Annotated in this window: 20 protein-coding genes; all 20 read right to left on the bottom strand. The window is 72.4% G+C overall.

The window, feature by feature from the left end:
* Nucleotides 1–36 precede the first annotated feature (36 nt).
* Nucleotides 37–975 carry a flagellar motor protein MotB gene (locus tag ELX43_RS08680; protein ID WP_127783029.1) on the bottom strand — a complete coding sequence of 313 codons (939 nt, stop codon included), beginning with the start codon at nt 973–975 and terminating at the stop codon, nt 37–39.
* Complete coding sequence (locus ELX43_RS08675) at nt 975–1,769, bottom strand: MotA/TolQ/ExbB proton channel family protein (RefSeq protein ID WP_127783028.1); 795 nt, start codon at nt 1,767–1,769, stop codon at nt 975–977. Before ELX43_RS08675 ends, ELX43_RS08680 begins: the two co-directional genes overlap by 1 nt.
* Nucleotides 1,769–2,083 carry a flagellar FlbD family protein gene (locus ELX43_RS08670; RefSeq protein WP_127783027.1) on the bottom strand — a complete coding sequence of 105 codons (315 nt, stop codon included), beginning with the start codon at nt 2,081–2,083 and terminating at the stop codon, nt 1,769–1,771. The genes ELX43_RS08675 and ELX43_RS08670 overlap by 1 nt, the downstream gene beginning before the upstream one ends.
* A 135-nt stretch (nt 2,084–2,218) precedes the next feature.
* Nucleotides 2,219–3,007, bottom strand: coding sequence for a flagellar hook-basal body complex protein (locus ELX43_RS18015; RefSeq protein ID WP_127783026.1), 789 nt, complete (start codon nt 3,005–3,007; stop codon nt 2,219–2,221).
* Between the two features lie 44 nt (nt 3,008–3,051).
* Nucleotides 3,052–3,516 (bottom strand): flagellar hook capping FlgD N-terminal domain-containing protein, encoded by a 465-nt coding sequence (locus ELX43_RS18220; RefSeq protein WP_206518153.1) that lies wholly within the window; start codon nt 3,514–3,516, stop codon nt 3,052–3,054.
* Nucleotides 3,517–3,556: 40 nt separating this feature from the next.
* A complete protein-coding gene (locus ELX43_RS08655) occupies nt 3,557–4,756 on the bottom strand; it encodes a flagellar hook-length control protein FliK (RefSeq protein WP_127783025.1) in 1,200 nt (399 codons plus the stop codon).
* Nucleotides 4,756–5,832, bottom strand: coding sequence for an NlpC/P60 family protein (locus ELX43_RS08650; protein WP_206518152.1), 1,077 nt, complete (start codon nt 5,830–5,832; stop codon nt 4,756–4,758). Before ELX43_RS08650 ends, ELX43_RS08655 begins: the two co-directional genes overlap by 1 nt.
* Nucleotides 5,829–6,263, bottom strand: coding sequence for a flagellar FliJ family protein (locus ELX43_RS08645; protein ID WP_127783024.1), 435 nt, complete (start codon nt 6,261–6,263; stop codon nt 5,829–5,831). Before ELX43_RS08645 ends, ELX43_RS08650 begins: the two co-directional genes overlap by 4 nt.
* Entirely contained in the window at nt 6,260–7,621 is a 1,362-nt protein-coding gene (locus tag ELX43_RS08640) for a FliI/YscN family ATPase (RefSeq protein WP_127783023.1), read from the bottom strand. Before ELX43_RS08640 ends, ELX43_RS08645 begins: the two co-directional genes overlap by 4 nt.
* Nucleotides 7,618–8,259 carry a FliH/SctL family protein gene (locus ELX43_RS08635; protein WP_127783022.1) on the bottom strand — a complete coding sequence of 214 codons (642 nt, stop codon included), beginning with the start codon at nt 8,257–8,259 and terminating at the stop codon, nt 7,618–7,620. The genes ELX43_RS08640 and ELX43_RS08635 overlap by 4 nt, the downstream gene beginning before the upstream one ends.
* Nucleotides 8,252–9,361, bottom strand: coding sequence for a flagellar motor switch protein FliG (fliG, locus tag ELX43_RS08630; RefSeq protein ID WP_206518151.1), 1,110 nt, complete (start codon nt 9,359–9,361; stop codon nt 8,252–8,254). Before fliG ends, ELX43_RS08635 begins: the two co-directional genes overlap by 8 nt.
* Nucleotides 9,362–9,363: 2 nt before the next feature.
* The gene (fliF, locus tag ELX43_RS08625) at nt 9,364–10,971 is read right to left on the bottom strand and encodes a flagellar basal-body MS-ring/collar protein FliF (RefSeq protein WP_164860622.1); all 1,608 of its coding nucleotides are present in this window, start codon (nt 10,969–10,971) and stop codon (nt 9,364–9,366) included.
* A gap of 4 nt (nt 10,972–10,975) precedes the next feature.
* A complete protein-coding gene (locus tag ELX43_RS08620; protein ID WP_127783020.1) occupies nt 10,976–11,296 on the bottom strand; it encodes a flagellar hook-basal body complex protein FliE in 321 nt (106 codons plus the stop codon).
* A 2-nt stretch (nt 11,297–11,298) separates the two neighbouring features.
* On the bottom strand, nt 11,299–11,712 hold the full coding sequence (locus ELX43_RS08615) for a flagellar basal body rod C-terminal domain-containing protein (protein WP_127783019.1): 414 nt from the start codon (nt 11,710–11,712) through the stop codon (nt 11,299–11,301).
* A 4-nt stretch (nt 11,713–11,716) separates the two neighbouring features.
* On the bottom strand, nt 11,717–12,031 hold the full coding sequence (locus ELX43_RS08610; protein ID WP_127784773.1) for a flagellar basal body protein: 315 nt from the start codon (nt 12,029–12,031) through the stop codon (nt 11,717–11,719).
* Nucleotides 12,032–12,193: 162 nt separating this feature from the next.
* Nucleotides 12,194–12,463 (bottom strand): hypothetical protein, encoded by a 270-nt coding sequence (locus ELX43_RS08605; protein ID WP_127783018.1) that lies wholly within the window; start codon nt 12,461–12,463, stop codon nt 12,194–12,196.
* Nucleotides 12,464–12,494: 31 nt separating this feature from the next.
* Entirely contained in the window at nt 12,495–12,926 is a 432-nt protein-coding gene (locus ELX43_RS08600; RefSeq protein WP_164860621.1) for a flagellar export chaperone FliS, read from the bottom strand.
* A 47-nt stretch (nt 12,927–12,973) separates the two neighbouring features.
* Nucleotides 12,974–14,299: a flagellar filament capping protein FliD gene (gene fliD, locus ELX43_RS08595; protein ID WP_127783016.1), complete on the bottom strand. Its 1,326-nt coding sequence runs from the start codon at nt 14,297–14,299 to the stop codon at nt 12,974–12,976.
* Between the two features lie 96 nt (nt 14,300–14,395).
* Complete coding sequence (locus tag ELX43_RS08590) at nt 14,396–15,253, bottom strand: flagellin (protein ID WP_127783015.1); 858 nt, start codon at nt 15,251–15,253, stop codon at nt 14,396–14,398.
* Nucleotides 15,254–15,436: 183 nt separating this feature from the next.
* Entirely contained in the window at nt 15,437–16,390 is a 954-nt protein-coding gene (locus tag ELX43_RS08585) for a GNAT family N-acetyltransferase (RefSeq protein WP_127783014.1), read from the bottom strand.
* Nucleotides 16,391–16,406 lie beyond the last annotated feature (16 nt).

Here is a 16,406-nt window from a genome sequence, read left to right as displayed (position 1 = left end):
CGGGGCGGGCGAGGGGCGGGGACGGCGGTGGGCGCCTCATCCGCCGGGTCCCGACGGGCTGGCGAGGGCACCGCGCTCGGCCAGCGGCAGCTGGGAGACGACCACGATGTCCACCCGGCGGTTGCGGGTGACCGAGGCCGGGTCGCTGGCCGGCACCAGGGGGCGCTGGTCGGAGAACCCGGCGGCGCTGAGCCGGCCGGAGCTGATGCGGCCGACGCTGGTCAGGTAGCGGACCACCGCGGAGGCGCGGGCCGAGGAGAGCTCCCAGCCGCTGGGGTAGGGGTCGGTGCCCACGTTCTGCTGGTTGGTGTGCCCGTCCACCTGGATCAGGTTGGTGGCCCGCTGCAGCGGCGGGATGACGGCGTCCAGGATGCGCGGCCCGTCCACCCCCAGCACGGCGCTGTTGCCGGGGAACACCAAGGAGTCGGTGACAATGGTGACGGCCAGGCCGCGCTCGTTGATCGTGTACTCGGCGCTGCCGGCCAGGCCCCGCTCGGCCAGCGACCGGTTGATCTCCTCCTCGATGCGCAGGAACTCCTCCAGCTCGCGGCGGGCGGCGTCGCTGGTGCCGGCCGGCGCCGGTTGCGCGCGCTGGGCGGTGGCTTGGGCAGCAGCGCGGGCCGCGTCCTGGGCCGCCTGGTCGATGGGGGCCAGCGTGGGTGCGGCAGGGGCGATGTTCTGCGGTGCGGGCGGCAGCGGAGGACTCAGCTGGCCCCCGCTGACCAGTCCGGAGCCGCTGTCGGTCAGCCCTGGGGTGGGCCCGGAGCTGAACGCGCCGGCCAGGCTGGTCTTGAGCTCCTCGTACTTGGAGGTGTTCACCGACCCCATGGCGTAGAGCACGATGAACAGCACCAGCAGCAGGGTGACCATGTCGGCGTAGGTCACCATCCAGCGCTCGCTGCCGTCCTCGGCGTGCTCCTCGTGCGAGCGCCCGCGGTGGCTGCGGGCGCTGTGTCCGCCACGTCCCGCGGCCATCAGGCGGCCTTGTCCTGGGTCTTCCCGCCGGCGTCCTTGGTGCCGTCAGCGGCCAGCGGCACCAGGCTGGCCAGCCGCTGCTCCACCAGGCGCGGCGAGGCCCCGGCCTGGATGGCGAGGATGCCCTCGATGACCACCTCCATGTGGTCGCACTCCACCTGGCTCAGCCGCTTGAGCCGGTTGCCGATGGGCAACCAGAACACGTTGGCCGACATGACGCCCCACAGGGTGGCGACGAAGGCGCCGGCGATGGCGGTGCCCAGCTTGTCGGGGGAGGCGAGCTGGCCCAGCACGTGCAGCAGGCCCAGCACGGTGCCGATGATGCCGATGGTGGGGGCGTAGCCGCCCATGTCGTTGAAGAGCTTGGCCGCAGCGGCGTCGGCCGCCCGCTTGGTGTCCACCTCGGCGGAGAGGATCACCGCAACGTCGTCGGCGTCGGTGCCGTCGATGGCCATCTGCAGCCCGCGACGCAGGAAGTCGTCCTCGATGCTGCGGGCCTCGTCCTCCAGCGCCAGCATGCCCTCGCGGCGGGCCCGGCCGGCCAGGTGGACCAGCGTCTCCACCGCCTCGGACGGGTCGGGGGCGGTGGCCGTCGCGGCGCGCTTGAGCTGGCTGGGCAGGGCCTTGACGTCCCGCTTGATGCCGCCGGCCATCGCCACCCCGAACGTGCCGACGAACACCAGGATCATCGGCGGCAGCAGGAACATGTCGGTGATGTGGCCGCCCTCGAGGATGACCGAGGCGACCACGGCCACCAGCGCGAGACCCATGCCGATGAGCAGGGAGGGGTCCATCAGGTGTCCTGGGGGCGGATCGGCACCACCTGGCTGCGCGCACCGGGGCTGCTGGCGATCCCCCGCACGGGCGGGACCGGCTGCTCGGCCGGTTGGCTGGCCTGCATGGCCAGCAGCTCGGCGTCGGCGAGGATGCGGGTGCGGTGCTCCTGGATGAGCAGGGTGAGCTCGTCGAGGGACTCCAGGATGACGTACTTGTTGCCGCCGACCAGCGTCACGACCGTGTCGGGCGTGGCCTCGGCACGTTCGATGAGGTCGGGGTTCAGGGCGAAGACGGCGCCACCCAACCGACGTAGCTGTATCAACGGATCCATCCAGGTGCTCGTCGGGACCCATCCGTGGATCCCTGTCGGGTGTTTGATCGGCCGGTCGGGGGACTTCCTGAGCCCCTGCGCCCGCGCTGGTGGACGGATCACCAGCGCGGGCGCCCAGGGTGCGGAGGCGGGGCGCTACTTGATGTTGATGAGGCTCTGCAGCACCTCGTCGGAGGTGGTGATGACGCGGGAGTTCGCCTGGAACCCGCGCTGGGAGATGATCAGGTTGGTCAGCTCGCTGGCCAGGTCCACGTTGGACATCTCCAGGTACCCCGAGGTCATGCTGCCGCGCCCGCCCTCGCCGGGGTTGCCGATCTGCGGCGCACCGGAGTTGATGCTGGTCTGGAACTGGGTCTCGCCCACCTTGACCAGGCCCGCCGGGTTGGCGAACGTGGCCAGCGCGATGGTGGCGATCGGCACGGTGGCGCCGGTGGCGTCCACCGCGTTGACCACACCGGCGGGGGAGATGCTCCAGGAGGTGTAACCGCCGTTGATGTTGATCGGCCCGCCCGTGGTGCTCTGCAGCACCGCACCGTCCGGGCTGACCAGGTTGCCCTCGGCGTCGGGGGAGAACGACCCGGCGCGGCTGTAGGTCTCCTGGCCGCCCTTGGTGAGCACGAAGAAGCCGTCACCGTTGATGCGCAGGTCGCTGGTGCGGCCGGTGAACTGGTTGGACCCCTCGGTGAAGCTGGTCTGGGTGGCGGCGAGCTGCACGCCCAGGCCCACCTGCTTGGCGTTGGTGCCGCCGGTGGCGGCGCCGGGTGCACCGGCCCCGGCGACGGTCTGGCTCAGGGTGTCCTCGAACACCGTGGACGAGCTCTTGAAGCCGGTGGTGTTGACGTTGGCGATGTTGTTCGACGTGACGTCGAGCATCTGCTGGTGGGCACGGAGCCCGGAGATGCCGGTGAACAGTGAGCGGATCATGGGGGCTCCTGAGGGTGGGGTTCGAGCTGGGTGGTGGTGCCGAGCTACGGCGTGGGGGCTGCGGTGTCGAGAACCTGCTGGACGCTGGCCAGCTCGACGTCGCTGCCGCCGATGCGCAGGGTGGGGGTAGGGGTGGAGATGGTGGCCGCGGAGACGTAGCCGGTGGCCACCGAGCCGTCGAGGGCGGTGTAGGACACGGTGCGGCCCACCAGCGTGCTGGCGGTCTGGGCCCGCTGGGCGGCCAGCATGTCGGTGTTGGCCTGCGTGCTCTTCTCCATGGCCTGCACCTGGGTGAGGGTGGCCGTCTGGTTCATGAACGCGGCGGTGTCCATCGGCTTGCTGGGGTCCTGGTACTTCAGCTGAGCCACCAGCAGCTGCATGAACGCCTGGTTGCTCAGCTGCGTCTTGTCCGTGGCGGTGGCAGCGGAGGTGGAGGTGGCGCCGGTGGTGGACGGCGGGGCCGTCATCGGCGTGGTGGCCGGCGGGGTGGCGGAGAGGGGCGCGGTCATCGGGTCTCCTGCTCGGGGGTGGTCGCTCGGGGTGTGGGGGTCACAGCAGTCGGTCCAGGGCGGTGGTGGAGCTGCGGAGCACCGGCGTGTCCGGCTCGGGGGCGGCTGCGGCTGCCGGCGGCCCGGGCCGGCGGTCAGCCGGGCGGGAGGCGTGCTGCTCCGCCCGCTCCTGGTGGTGGGCGGTGCCGGGGTCGGTGAGGTCGAGGCTCAGCGTCACCTGCGCCAGCCCGGCAGCGCGCAGCTCCTGGCGCAGCTCGGGCAGCGCGGCGCGCAGGGCGTCCAGCGTGGCGTCGCTTCCGCTGGCCAGCGCGACGGTGAGGGCGCCGTCCACCATCCGGACGTGCACGTTCACCTGGCCCAGCTCGGCGGGGTGCAGGGCGAGCTCCAGCTGGTGGCTGCCCTCCCCGCGGCTGTGAACCCCGAGCAGGGCGGTGGCCACCTGGTGGTGCACCGGCTCCGGGGGTACGGCGGGCGGCGCGCTCACCACGGGCGTGGTCGGCGGGGTCGGCACCGGTGCGGGCAGGGGGGCGACCACCTGCGGCGCACCGGCGGCGGGCAGGGCGGCGTCGGGTGCGGGGACCATGCCGGCCTGGGCGGGCGACACCGGCACTGCCGGGTCGGTCGGCAGGAGGGAACCGGCCGGCAACAGGGCAGCGGTGAGCAGCGCAGACTCGGCCTCGGTCACGGGGGTGAACCCGGTCGGAAGCGCGACGCCAGTGGTCGGGGCAGCAATCGCGGGGCTGGCCGGGTGCTGCGGCGCCGCTGCGGGTGCGTGACCGTCCGGCTGGGCGGGGGCGACCGCGACTGCGGTGGCCGGCACGGGGGTGCCCGCCGCGGCGGTGGCCGGAGCCTGCGCGACGAACGGAACCAGCGCCGGCAGGGGCAGGAGCAGGGGCAGCACGGCGCTGGCGGTGAGCGCACCCGCCAGGCCAGCACCCCCCGCCAGGCCAGCATCCGGTATCAGCGCGGGGAGCGCCGCCCCACCGTCCACTGTGGTCGTGGCGTCCTGGTCACCCAGCTCGGCCAGGAGGCTGCCGAGCACCGAGAGAGCCTCGTGGCCCGTCGATGCCGGAACACCGCCGGACATCGCAACGGTGAGGGTGCCGGGCGGAGGTCCGCCCAGCGGCACGGCGCCGAGCAGCGCGGCGAAGGCGTCGCCCGAGGTCGGGTCAGGGGTGGGCGCGGCGGGCGTCGCTGCCCCAGACCGGGTGGAGGGTGCGCCGGCGAGGGTGATGGCCATCAGACGGACCTGCCCATCAGCCCGGTGATCTTGGCGACGTAGTTCTGCGTCTCCCGGTAGGGCGGCACCCCGCCGTACTGCTTCACCGCGCCGGGGCCGGCGTTGTACGCGGCCAGCGACAGCGGGATGGAGCCCTGGTAGTCCCGCAGGTAGCCCGACAGCAGCCGGGCCGCGCCGTCCACCGCTTGGGCGGGAACCAGCGGATCCACACCCAGGCCGCGGGCGGTGGCCGGCATGATCTGCATCAGCCCGGAGGCCCCCGCGGGGCTCAGCGCGGCGGCGTTGCCACCCGACTCGGTCTGGGCCACCGCGGCCAGCAGTCCGCTGGGCAGGCCGTGCCGGGCCTCGGCCTGGCTGAACAGCGTGGCGTACCGGGCCACCCCGGACGTTGCTGCGGAGGTGGTGGTCACCGCTGCGGCGGCCACGCTCTGCACCGCCGGTGCGTCGGTGACGACCCGGCGGATGGCCACCGGGGTGGTGTAGACCGACTGGATCTTCACGTTCTCCCCGGGCTGGGGGGCGGCGATCATCTGGTTGTTGCCCACGTAGATGGCGATGTGGTCCACCGGCTGGCCGAAGGCGAGCAGGTCGCCCGGCTTGGCCTGGGCCAGGCTCGCCACCGCGGTGCCGGACTTGGCCTGGTCGGCCGCCACCCGCGGCAGGGTGACACCCAGGTCGCCGTAGGCGCGCTGCACCAGCCCGGAGCAGTCCAGCCCGGTGGCGCTGGTGCCGCCCCACACGTAGGGCACGCCCAGGTACTTCTTGGCCGCAGCCACCACGGCGTCGCCGGTGACGCCACCACCGCTGCGGCTGGTGTCCGACGCGGCGCTGGCCAGCTGCACGGAGAACGACTCCGCGGTGCTGGTGCCCTGGGCCGCGCTGGGGACCTGAGCGGCGAGGAACTGGGCCCGGGGCCCGCTGGCGGTCGCGGCTGCGGCGGTGCCCAGCGCGGCGGTGCCCAGCGTGGTGGTGGCCGACCTCGCGCTCGCGGATCGGCTGCCGCTGAGCGAGCTCAGGGTCGACTCGATCTGGGAGATGCGGGCCAGCACCATGGACACGCCGCTGATGGCGGTCATCGGGTCGCCTCCTGGCGCGCGGTGTGCCGGCTGATGCCGATCTCGTCCAGCTCCTGCTGGGCCGCGGTGAGCGCGGCCCGGGTGCTGGCAGCCGCGTCCCGCTCGTGCATCTTCTCCACGGTGCGCCGGGCGCGAGCCGCGGCGGTCAGCTCGGTCTCGGCGCAGCCCACCCGGTCCTGGGCGGTGAGCAACCGGTGCCGGGCAGCCGACAGCGTCGCCGCCGCAGCCTGTCGGGCGGCGGCAGAGGCGTGGAACGCCCGCACCGACTCGCTGTCCGGCTGGGCCAGCGCGTCCACCCGGCCTGCCTCACGAGCCAGGCGCTGGGCGGCGAGGGTGGCGGTGCGCCGGGCGTCGGCGAGGTTCTGCACGGCCACGTCCTCCTCGGCCTGGCGGGCGCGGATCATGGTGCCAAGCCAGCGGCGCCCGCTCATGCCGCGTCTCCGGCCGCTGCGGCCCCGGTGCTGGCCAGCACGCCGGCCAGCTGCGACCACGCGGCGTCGTAGCCGGCAGGTTCGTCGATGCGCTGTTGCAGGAAGGACTCCAGCTGCGGCCACACCTGCAGGGCGCGGTCGGCGCGGGGGTTGGTGCCGCCCACGTAGGCGCCGATCTCCACCAGCTCCTTCACGTCGCGCTGGGCCGCCATCAGCTGGCGAGCGGTGCGGGCGAGGTCCTGCTGCTCCCGGCTGGTGACCGACGTGGTCACCCGCGACACCGACTCGAGCACGTCGATGCTGGGGAAGTGCCCGGCGGTGGCCAGCCGGCGGTCGAGCACGATGTGTCCGTCCAGGATGGACCGGGCGGTGTCGGCGATCGGCTCGTTGTGGTCGTCGCCGTCCACCAGCACGGTGTACAGACCGGTGATGGTGCCGTGCTCGCCGCCGCCGGCGCGCTCCAGCAGCTGCGGCATCAGGGCGAACACCGACGGCGGGTAGCCGCGGGAGGCCGGGGGCTCGCCGACGGACAGGCCGATCTCTCGCTGGGCGGTGGCCAGCCGGGTGATGGAGTCCATCATCAGCAGCACGTCGGCGCCGGTGTCGCGGTACCACTCCGCGATGCGGGTGGCCACGAACGCCGCGCGCAGCCGCACCATCGGGGGCTGGTCGGAGGTGGCGACGACGACGATCGCGTTGCGCAGGCCCTCGGCGCCGAGGACGTCGTCGAGGAACTCCCGCACCTCCCGGCCGCGCTCGCCGATGAGCGCCACCACGGTGATCTCGGCGGTGGTGCCGCGGGTGATCATGGACAGCAGGCTGGACTTGCCCACCCCGGAGCCGGCGAAGATGCCCACCCGTTGGCCACGCCCGACGGTGATGAGGCTGTCGATGGCGCGCACTCCCACGGGCAGCGCCTGGTCCACCCGCCGGCGGGACATGGCGGCCGGGGGCGCCATCTCCACCGACACCCGCTCCATGCCGCCGGGCAGCGCGGAGCCGTCCAGCGGTCGACCCAGACCGTCGAGCACCCGGCCGCGCAGCTCCTCACCCACCGCCACCTGCAGGGGGCCACCGGTGTGCGAGACCTGGTCGCCGTTGCCGATGCCGGCCATCGGGCCCAGCGGCAGGCAGGTGCACTCCGCGCCGCTCACCGACACCACCTCGGCCAGCACGGCGGACTCGCCGGTGCCGATGCGCAGCAGGTCGCCGATGCGGCCGGGGAGCCCAGCCACGGTGACGGACAGCCCGACCACCCGGCAGACGTAGCCGTAGCGGCGGGGGCCGGCCAGGGCCAGCAGCTCGTCCAGGCCGCGACGGGTGCGCTCGGGCAGCAGCGTGGGTACCGGGGTGCTCATCGGGCCAGGTGCTCCTGCAGCCGGGCCACCCCGGCGGACAGCCGGGCGTCGATGGAGGTCGCGCCGCAGCGGGCGAGGGCGTCACCGGGCGCCACGGCAGCGTCGGCGGTGAGGGTGATCTCCCGGCCCGCCGCACCCGCCAGCGCGGCGAGCACCTCGGCACCGCCGGCTCCGCTGAGCTGGGCGTGGTCGCGGGGGTGCAGCCGCACGCTCACCGGCTCACCCTCCGGCGCCAGGGCCAGCACCCGGGCCAGCGCGGCCGGGCCGGACACGGCGGGCTGCGCCAGCGCACGGCCGAGCAGCGCCTGGGCCAGCTCGAGCGCCACGGCCAGCACGGTGTCCTCGATCTGCGTGCAGGCGGGGGCGGCGACGGCCTCCAGCTGGTCGGCCGCCGCGGCGAGCGCAGCCACCGCCGAGGCGAGCGAGTCGCTGCGCTCGGCGGCGTGGCGGACCTCCGCGGCCCGGGCGGCGGCCAGCGCGTCGGCGCTGGCCCGGCGGGCCTCGGCCAGTCCCTGGGCCCAGCCCCGGGCGTAGCCCACCGCCTCGGCGGCGCTGCGGGCGTCGGCGACGAGGCGCTCCGGGATGGCCGAGGGACCGGCCAGCGCGAACGCCGGCCGGGCGGCCAGGGTGTCAGGCAACGTACTCGTCCTCGCCGCCACGACGGACGACGATCTGGCCGGACTCCTCCAGCTGGCGGATCACCCGGACCACGTCGGCCTGGGCCTCCTCCACGCTGGCCACGCGCACCGGGCCGAGCAGCTCGATCTCCTCGGCCAGGGTCTCCGCGGCGCGCTCGGACATGTTGGCCATCACCTTGGTGTGCACCGGGATCGGCATGCCCTTGAGCGCCACGGCGAGGGTGCTGGCCTCCACCTGGCGCAACACCAGCTGCACCGCCCGGTCCTCCAGGGTGAGCAGGTCCTCGAACATGAACATCCGGCTGCGGATCTCCTCGGCGAGCTCGGGGTCGCGTGCCTCCAGGCCCTCCATGATCAGCTTCTCGGTACCCGGGTCGGCCCGGTTGATGATGTCCACCAGCGGCTGCAGCCCGCCCACCGAGGACTGGTCGGCGGAGGGGGCACCCAGCTGGGTGACCATCCGTCGCTCCAGGCTCGCCTCGATCTGCCGGATCACGTCGGGAGAGGTGCGGTCCATGGTGGCGATGCGGTGGGCGACGTCGGCCTGCAGGTCGGCGCCGAGGCCTGCCAGCACGCGCGAGGCCAGCGGCGCCGGCAGGTGGGCCAGCACCAGGGCGGTGGTCTGCGGGTGCTCGTCGGTGATGAAGTTCAGCACCTGGCGGGCGTCGGTGTCGTGCAGGAACTTGAACGGCTGCTCGACCATGGTGGCCGACAGCCGGTCCATGATGGCCGACGCGCGCTGCTCGCCGACCGCAGCCACCAGCATCTCCCGGGCCTGGTCGGCCCCGCCCTGCACCACGGCGCGGCCCGACTCCATCATCAGGCCGAACTCGTCGAGCACCGCGCGGGAGATGTCCGGGGAGACGTCCCCGGCGCGGGTGAGCTCGGCGGAGAGCTCCTCCAGCTCGGTGTCGCGCAGCTGCGCCATCACCTTCGCCGAGGTCTCCCGGTCGAGCTGGAGCATGAGGATGGCGGCCTTGCGGCGGCCCGGCATGCCCAGCAGCGGGTCGGGGGCGGTGTCGGTGGCGCGCTTGCCCATCGGCACGCCCGGCGCGATCGGGGTGACCGTGGCCAGCTGCGGGTCGGCGAGAGCAGTAGTCATCGTCACTTGTCCTTCTCGTTGAGCCAGCTGCGGAGCAGGCGGGCGACCTCGTGCGGCTCGTTGCCGGCCAGGGCGGCCACCCCCTGCTCACGGGCCCGAGCAGCGGCCTGCGTCGAGGCCTGCGTCGAGGGCGGCACGATGTCCTGCGGTGCCGGCGGGAGCAGGTCGGGGGAGTCGTTGAGCGCGGACAGGAACTCGTCCGGGTCGTAGGCCGGCTCGGTGCGCAGCGCGGCCTTGCGACGACGGCGGTTGGCGATGAGGGTGGCGACCACCAGCACCGCGACGAGAACCACCACCGCAAGGGTCTTGGCCATGGACATCAGCTGTTCTCTCTTCTCGCTGGCCGCGGTGGCGGCAGCCGCGGCAGCGGCGGTGTCGGCTGCGGCGTCGGCCGCGGTGGTGTCGAACGGGGCGCTGGCCACGGCCAGGGTGTCCCCGCGCTCGGTGTCCAGGCCCACCGCCGAGCTCACCAGCTGCTGCAGCGCAGCCTGGTCCACGGCGGGGGCGTTGCGGTCGAGCAGGACGGCGACGTTGAGGTTGCGGACCTGCCCGGGGGCGGAGTTGCGGGTGTCGGTGACCTGACCCACGGCGTTGTTCTTGGTGCCGGTGGTCTTGGTGTAGCCACCGTTGCCGTCGGTGGCGCCGTCGGCTCCGGCCACCGGCGGGGTGGCGGCCGCGCCCAGCACCCCGTTGTCGCCGGCCCCGCCGTTGTAGGTCTCGGTGGTGGAGGACTCCGCCAGCGGGGGGACCTCGGCGTCGTAGACGTAGGTCTGGGAGACGGTGTTGGTCTTGTCGAAGTCCAGGTCGGCGTTCACCGTGACCACCGAGTGCCCGGCGCCCACCATCTGGTCCAGCATCTGCTGCACCGCGGTGTTCAGCCGGCTCTCGTACTGCCGGGTGGCCTCGCTGCGGGTGTCGGAGCCGGCGGCGGTGTCGTCCTCACCGAGGGCGCTGAGCACCTTGCCGGTGGAGTCGGACACGCTGACCTGGTCGGCGGTGAGGCCGGGCACGCTGGAGGAGACCAGGTTGACCACCGACTGCACCTGCCCGGAGGTGAGCTTGGTGCCGGGGGCGGTGGTCAGCAGCACGGCGCCGGTGGGCTTCTTGGTGCCGTCGTCGTAGACGGTGTCCTTGGGGATCGCCAGGTGCACGGTGGCGTCGACGACGCCGTCGATGGAGCGGACGGTGTTGCCGATCTCGCCCTCCAGCGCCCGCTGGTAGTCCACCTGCTGCTTGAACTCCGAGGTGGTGATGCCCTCGTTGTCCAGCAGGCTGTAGCCGGACTTGCCCGAGGTGGGCAGGCCGGCCGAGCTCATGGTCAGCCGCAGGGCGTAGACGTCCTTCTCCGGCACCATGATCGAGGTGCCGTTGGCCGCCAGCTCGTAGGGGGTGCCGGTGGCGTTGAGCTTGTCGATCATCGCGCTGGCGTCGGTCGGGGCGAGGTTGGTGAACAGCGGGGCGTAGGTGGGCGCCGAGGCCCAGGTGGTGAAGAAGAAGCCACCGAGGGTGAGCGCCAGCACGGCGGCCACGGAGACGACCTTCTGGCCGGGGGTGAAGGCCAGGAAGCCCTGCCAGAACCGCTGCGCGCGGTCGACGACGATGTTCTTCACGATGTCAGGCCTGCATTCCCATGATCTGGTTGAACGCGTCGATGCCCTTGGTGCGGATCGCCGAGGCCAGCTCGGTGACCAGGCCCGCCTCGGTGGAGGCGATCGTGTAGTCGTGGATGTCGGTCAGGTCGCCGGTGGCGGCCTGCACGGCCAGCCCGCTGGCCTTGTCCTGCGCGGTCTGCACCGTCTCCAGGCCCTTGCTGAGCATGGCGGCGAAGTCGCTGCCACCGGTGGCTGCGGGGGCGGTGGTCTCGGGGCTCACCGGCGCGAAGGGCGCGAAGGCGGGCAGGGCGGCACTGAGGGCGCCGATGGCGGGGATCGTCATGGTCAGCGGTTCTTTCCGATGTTGATGGCCTGCAGGTAGGTGTCCTTGGCGCGGTCGATCACCGCGGCGTTGGCCTGGAAGCCCCGCTGCGCCATGATCAGGTTGCCCATCTGCTCAGCCATGTCGATGTCCGGCAGCCGGACGTAGCCGTTCTCGTCGGCCAGCGGGTTGTCGGGCTGGTAGGTGAGGATGCCCTCGGCGCTGCCCTGCGGCAGCGAGGTGATCTCCACGCCCTGGCCGATGCCGTCGGGTCCGCCGGCGATCTCCTGGGCCTCCACGTAGGACGCCTGGAAGGCCGGGCCCGAGGTGGGCCGCGCGGTGTTGACGTTGGCGACGTTGTTGGCCAGCACGTCGATCCAGGTGCGGTAGGTGGTGAGCCCGGTGCCGGAGGCGTTGATGGCGGAGAAGAGGGTCATCGGCTCAGCCCTTGATCACGGTGCTGAGGAGGCTGTACTTGCCGGAGAGCGCGCTGGCCAGCAGCTGGTACTGCAGCTGGGTCTTCTGGTCGATGATCGTCTCGGCGTCGAGGTTGACGTTGTTGCCGTTCACCCCCGGGGTGTCGCCGGTGCCCTCCACCGACGCCGTGGCTCGGGCGGGATCACCGGAGGCGACCGCGTCACGCAGGCTGGACTCGAACGAGACTCGGGACGCGCGGTAGTTGGGCGTCTCGATGTTCGCGATGTTGTCGGCGCTCACGCGCTGGCGGGCGGACAGGCTCGACAGAGCCGTGCGCATCGTCACCGAAGCAATGTCATCCAGCACGAGATGGACCTCACCTGTCGAGTCTCGCCAGTCCTTGGCAAGCGGGGTGAGCGATCCGTGCTCGAGGTTGTCATCGGCCGAGATCACGCTGAGTTGAGCAGTTGTTACTACGAGTTTTGCCTGAGCAGCAAGGGTTTACGCGCGCAGATCCACCAGGGTCGGTTGCGGGGCGGCGGTGGCCACGCTGCGGCGGCGGGTGGCCGGGGAGAGCTGGGCGAGGTCGAGGGCGAGGCGGGCCTGCAGGGCCACCTGGCGGGCGAGCACCTCACGGGCGGCCGGGGCCAGCTCCGGGGGCAGCGGCGGCAGCTGCGGGGGGTGCCAGGGCTGGGTGGCCGACGCCGGCAGCTCGGCTCCGGAGTGCAGCGCAGCCTCCAGGGCGTCGTTGTCGGCCGTCAGCGCGGCCAAGACCTCTTCCCAGGTGGGCTGCGCCGCAGGCTCAGCCAACCCACGCCGCCTGTCGGGCGGCCGGGGCCGCCGCGGCGCGGGCGATACCGGTCTGCAGCTGGACCTCGGCCTGCTTCCAGGTGTCCCGCAGGCCGGTGATGATGCCCGCGGCGGTGTCCAGGGCTCCGGGGGTGGGGGAGACGATGGCGTTCATCAGCTCGCGGAGCAGGTAGGTGTACAGCGAGGCGAGCTCGCCGGCGCCCTCCCACGCCGTGGTGTCCAGGCTGCCGAGCAGCTCGGCGACGATCTGCTGGGCGTGCTGGACGTGGTCACCGGCCGCGGCGGGATCAGCGCTGGCCAGGCCCTCGACACCGCGCTGGACGTCCAGCCACAGCCGGTCGTAGAGCAGCACGATGCGGCGGGCCGGCGTCGCCGTGGCGACCGCGTCGGCGAGGTAGCGGGCTCGAGCCAAGTCGCTGGACACAGGTTCTCCTCGTTCTCGGGCGGAGCGTTCTGGGGGAGAGCAGTGAGCTAGTCGGACTTCTTGGAGGCATCGAGCGAGGAGAGCGCGGAGCTCAGCCAGGCCTGCGTCGAGTTCAGCTTGTTCACCGCCGCCTCCATGGCCGCGTACTTCTTCTGCATCGCGGTCTGGGTGTCGGCCAGGCGGGTGTCCCAGCTCTGGATCTGCTTGTTCAGGTTGGTCATCCGCTCGTTGCCGGAGGTGATCAGCAGGCTCAGCGAGCCCACCGCCGGTGCGCTGGCCCGCTCGGCCACGGTCGACAGTGCTGAGCCCAGCGCCTGCCCGGCGACGGCCTGCGTCTTCGCGGGGTCGGCGGCGTAGGCCGCGGCGAACACGGTGGCGTCAAAGGCCAGGCCACCGGTGTTGGTGAGCTGCACCCCGATGCTGTGGAAGCTGCCGCCGGTGCCGGTGCCCCGGCTGATGCTGGAGAGGATGTCCTGGCTCAGCGCCACCACCTGGGTGTTGCCCTGCAGGCTGCCGCCCTTGGCCGTGTACATGCCCACCTGTCCGAGCGCAGCGTTCGCGGCGTCCACCATGGTCTGCATCGCCTTGGTGATGGCCGTGGTGTCGCTGGCCACCGACACGGTCACCCCGGAGGCCAGTGCCCCCACCGTGAAGGTGACCCCCGGCAGCGCCTCGGTGAAGGTGTTGGTGGACGAGGACACCGAGTAGCCGCCCGCGGCCGGGTCGCCGACCGTCAGCTGCGCGTTCTGCGCCGCCACGATCTGGGTGGGTGCGGTGCTGAGCCCGCTGATGCTGAAGGCGCCGGCGGTGCCGGTGGAGGTGGAGCTGAGCTGCAGGCGCTGGGTGGTGCCGGTGCCGGTGGCGTCGTCCACGTTCACCACCGAGGCCCGCACCCCGAGCCCGGCCTTGCTCAGCGCGGCCACCACGTCGCTGGCGCTGCCGCCGGTGAGGGCCACGTGGGTGGTGGTGGCGGTGCTGCCGGAGCCGATGGTCACGTCGATGCCGGCGGCGAAGTCGGCCACCACGTCACCGGCGACAGCGACGGTGCTGACCTGGGCGGCCGCCAGTCGGGTGACGCTGAAGGTCATGGCCGAGCCGGCCTGGGCGGCGCTGGTGCTGGTGGCGATCACCGAGGGCGAGGAGGAGCTGGCAGTGGCGGCGGTCCAGGTGCCCGCCAGCTTCACCGCGTCGGCGGCGGACTGCAGGGCAGTGATGCGAGTGTTGATCGACTGGTAGGCCGAGACCAGCGTCTGCGTGCTGCTCAGCTGAGTCTTGAGCTGCGCCTGGGGCTGGGCCGCCACCTGCATCAGCTGGGTGACCAGCGTCTTGGTGTCGATGCCCGAGGCCAGGCCGTCGAACGAGAAGGTAGCCACGCACGCTCCTTGTGGTGCCGATGCAGCACGGGCGGAGCCCTGCGGACAGGGCCCCGCCCGTGCTACCTGGGGTCAAGCGGTTCGAGCTGGTACGACTTACTGCAGGAGCTTCAGGATGGCCTGCGGGGCCGAGTTCGCCTGGGCCAGCACCGAGGTGGCGGCCTGGGTGAGGATCTGAGCCTGGCTCATGTTGGAGACCTCGGTGGCCAGGTCGGCGTCAGTGATGTTCGACCGCGAGGCAGACACGTTCTGGATGGTGGTCTGCAGGTTGGTCATGGTGTAGCTGAGCTGGTTCTGCGTGGCACCGATGTCGGACCGGGCCGCCGACACCGTCTTGATCGCGGCGTCGATGATCTCGATGGAGCCCTGTGCGGCCGTGGTCGAGCTCACGTCAATTCCGCCGGTGGTGCCGCCGGCCGCCGGGGCCGTCTTGAGCGTCTCGGCGTCGAAGGAACCCAGCGCTAGGGTGATCCGCTCGTTCGCGGTGCCGTTGGCGCCGACCTGGAAGGTGCCGTCGTACGTGTTGGTGGCGTCGTCGAACAGTTGCTTACCACCAAAGGCGGTGGTCTGGTTGATGTTGTCCAGCTGCTTGTTGAGCTTGCCGATCTCGGCGGAGATGGCGTCACGGGCGTTGTCGTCCATGGAGCCACCGTTGGAAGCCTGGACGGTCAGGTCGCGCTGGCGCTGCAGGATCGTCTGCACGGTGGCCAGGGCGCCGTCAGCGATCTGGGCGACGTTGATGCCGTCCTGGGCGTTGCGGGTGGCCTGGGTGAGGCCGTTGATCTGGCTGGTCAGGCCCTGGCTGATGGACAGGCCGGCCGCGTCGTCCGCCGCCCGGTTGATCCGCAGGCCGCTGGAGAGCTTCTCGAAGGCGTTCTGCTGCTTGGCCTGGTTGGCCTGCAGGTTGCCGTAGGCGTTGAGCGCGGCGGTGTTGGTGTTGATGCGAAGACTCATGGGGTGTCCTCCTGGACAGAGTCAAGACGTGACCCGACGAGCGGGCCTGCCGGTCCATCCGTGGACCAACATGCCTTACCTATCGGCGCTGCTCCGAGGATGTTGAGCAGTCCTGACCAGGAATTTTCGCTGTGCTGCTGCAGGACTCGCGCAATGGACACATCGCCCGGTCAGCGCGGCCAGCTAGGCGGCGAGAGTGGTGGCGACGGTGAGCCGCGGCTGCTCGCGAGCGGACAGGCTCCGTGCCAGCTGGGCCGAGCCGTGCCCGCGCTCCGCCGCCTCACCCGCGACAGCGGCGACGTCGGACACCTGCCCGAGGTCGATGGTCTGCACTCCCTGGCGCAGCGCCTGCTCCACCAGCTCGGCGGCGAGCAGCACCAGCGGGGAGTGCGCCAAGCGGTGGTCGCTCTCGCCCCACGCGGCCACCAGCTCCACCGCCGGGCGCACCCGGTAGACCAGCGCCGCGGCGATCGGGGCGCCCCGACGGAACACGCACACCATGCGCACGTGCGGGGCCAGCGGTGCACGAGCACCGGCCAGGTCGTCCCAGGACAGCACCAGGTCCGCACCGCCGTGCAGCAGCTGGCGACCAGCCTCCCACTCCGCGCGGCCCCGCACCTCGCGCACCTGCAGGTCCTTGGCGTGCAGCCGGTCCAGCGCGGAGCGGGCCGGACGGCGGAGCTCGTCCACCCACTGCCGCGGCGACCGGAGGTGGCTCAGGTCCAGGTGCTGGTTGAGCTCGCAGCTGCGGACGGTGAATCCCTCGTTGAGCACGGTGAACTGCACCAGTGGCTCGTTGTCGCTGTGGCAGGCCGGCGGCAGGTGCAGCTCCACCTCGCGCACGCCCTGCGCACCCAGCTTCTCCAGCGAGCGGCGCAGCACCGTGGCCACCACCGCCGGCGTGGCCCGGGAGGACACCAGGTCCAGCCCGGCCTCGACGACCGTGCCGTCGCGGACACCGCTGATGCCGCCGAAGAGCCGGCCGTCGGCACCGTGGATGCGCGTGGACAGGCACTGCTGACCGGGCCGGAGGCTGATCGACTGGATGGCGGTGCGGTGGAACAGCCCTCGCCACGACTCGTCGGCGACACCCACCGCCACGCTCTCCGGACCCCGAACGTCACTCAGCAGGGTCATCGAGCGACCTTCCCCG

This window comes from Rhodococcus sp. X156, assembly GCF_004006015.1.
Taxonomy (GTDB): Bacteria; Actinomycetota; Actinomycetes; order Mycobacteriales; family Mycobacteriaceae; genus X156.
Note: the sequence above shows the minus strand (reverse complement) of the source record. Positions and strands in the feature narration are given on the sequence as shown.

What these genes read in the sequence shown, in the direction of transcription:
- ELX43_RS08680 (WP_127783029.1), bottom strand. Translation starts at nt 975, where the DNA reads ATGGCCGCGGGACGTGGCGGACACAGCGCCCGCAGCCACCGCGGGCGC.
- ELX43_RS08675 (WP_127783028.1), bottom strand. Translation starts at nt 1,769, where the DNA reads ATGGACCCCTCCCTGCTCATCGGCATGGGTCTCGCGCTGGTGGCCGTG.
- ELX43_RS08670 (WP_127783027.1), bottom strand. Translation starts at nt 2,083, where the DNA reads ATGGATCCGTTGATACAGCTACGTCGGTTGGGTGGCGCCGTCTTCGCC.
- ELX43_RS18015 (WP_127783026.1), bottom strand. Translation starts at nt 3,007, where the DNA reads ATGATCCGCTCACTGTTCACCGGCATCTCCGGGCTCCGTGCCCACCAG.
- ELX43_RS18220 (WP_206518153.1), bottom strand. Translation starts at nt 3,516, where the DNA reads ATGACCGCGCCCCTCTCCGCCACCCCGCCGGCCACCACGCCGATGACG.
- ELX43_RS08655 (WP_127783025.1), bottom strand. Translation starts at nt 4,756, where the DNA reads ATGGCCATCACCCTCGCCGGCGCACCCTCCACCCGGTCTGGGGCAGCG.
- ELX43_RS08650 (WP_206518152.1), bottom strand. Translation starts at nt 5,832, where the DNA reads ATGACCGCCATCAGCGGCGTGTCCATGGTGCTGGCCCGCATCTCCCAG.
- ELX43_RS08645 (WP_127783024.1), bottom strand. Translation starts at nt 6,263, where the DNA reads ATGAGCGGGCGCCGCTGGCTTGGCACCATGATCCGCGCCCGCCAGGCC.
- ELX43_RS08640 (WP_127783023.1), bottom strand. Translation starts at nt 7,621, where the DNA reads ATGAGCACCCCGGTACCCACGCTGCTGCCCGAGCGCACCCGTCGCGGC.
- fliG (WP_206518151.1), bottom strand. Translation starts at nt 9,361, where the DNA reads ATGACTACTGCTCTCGCCGACCCGCAGCTGGCCACGGTCACCCCGATC.
- ELX43_RS08620 (WP_127783020.1), bottom strand. Translation starts at nt 11,296, where the DNA reads ATGACGATCCCCGCCATCGGCGCCCTCAGTGCCGCCCTGCCCGCCTTC.
- ELX43_RS08615 (WP_127783019.1), bottom strand. Translation starts at nt 11,712, where the DNA reads ATGACCCTCTTCTCCGCCATCAACGCCTCCGGCACCGGGCTCACCACC.
- ELX43_RS08610 (WP_127784773.1), bottom strand. Translation starts at nt 12,031, where the DNA reads ATGCGCACGGCTCTGTCGAGCCTGTCCGCCCGCCAGCGCGTGAGCGCC.
- ELX43_RS08590 (WP_127783015.1), bottom strand. Translation starts at nt 15,253, where the DNA reads ATGAGTCTTCGCATCAACACCAACACCGCCGCGCTCAACGCCTACGGC.
- ELX43_RS08585 (WP_127783014.1), bottom strand. Translation starts at nt 16,390, where the DNA reads ATGACCCTGCTGAGTGACGTTCGGGGTCCGGAGAGCGTGGCGGTGGGT.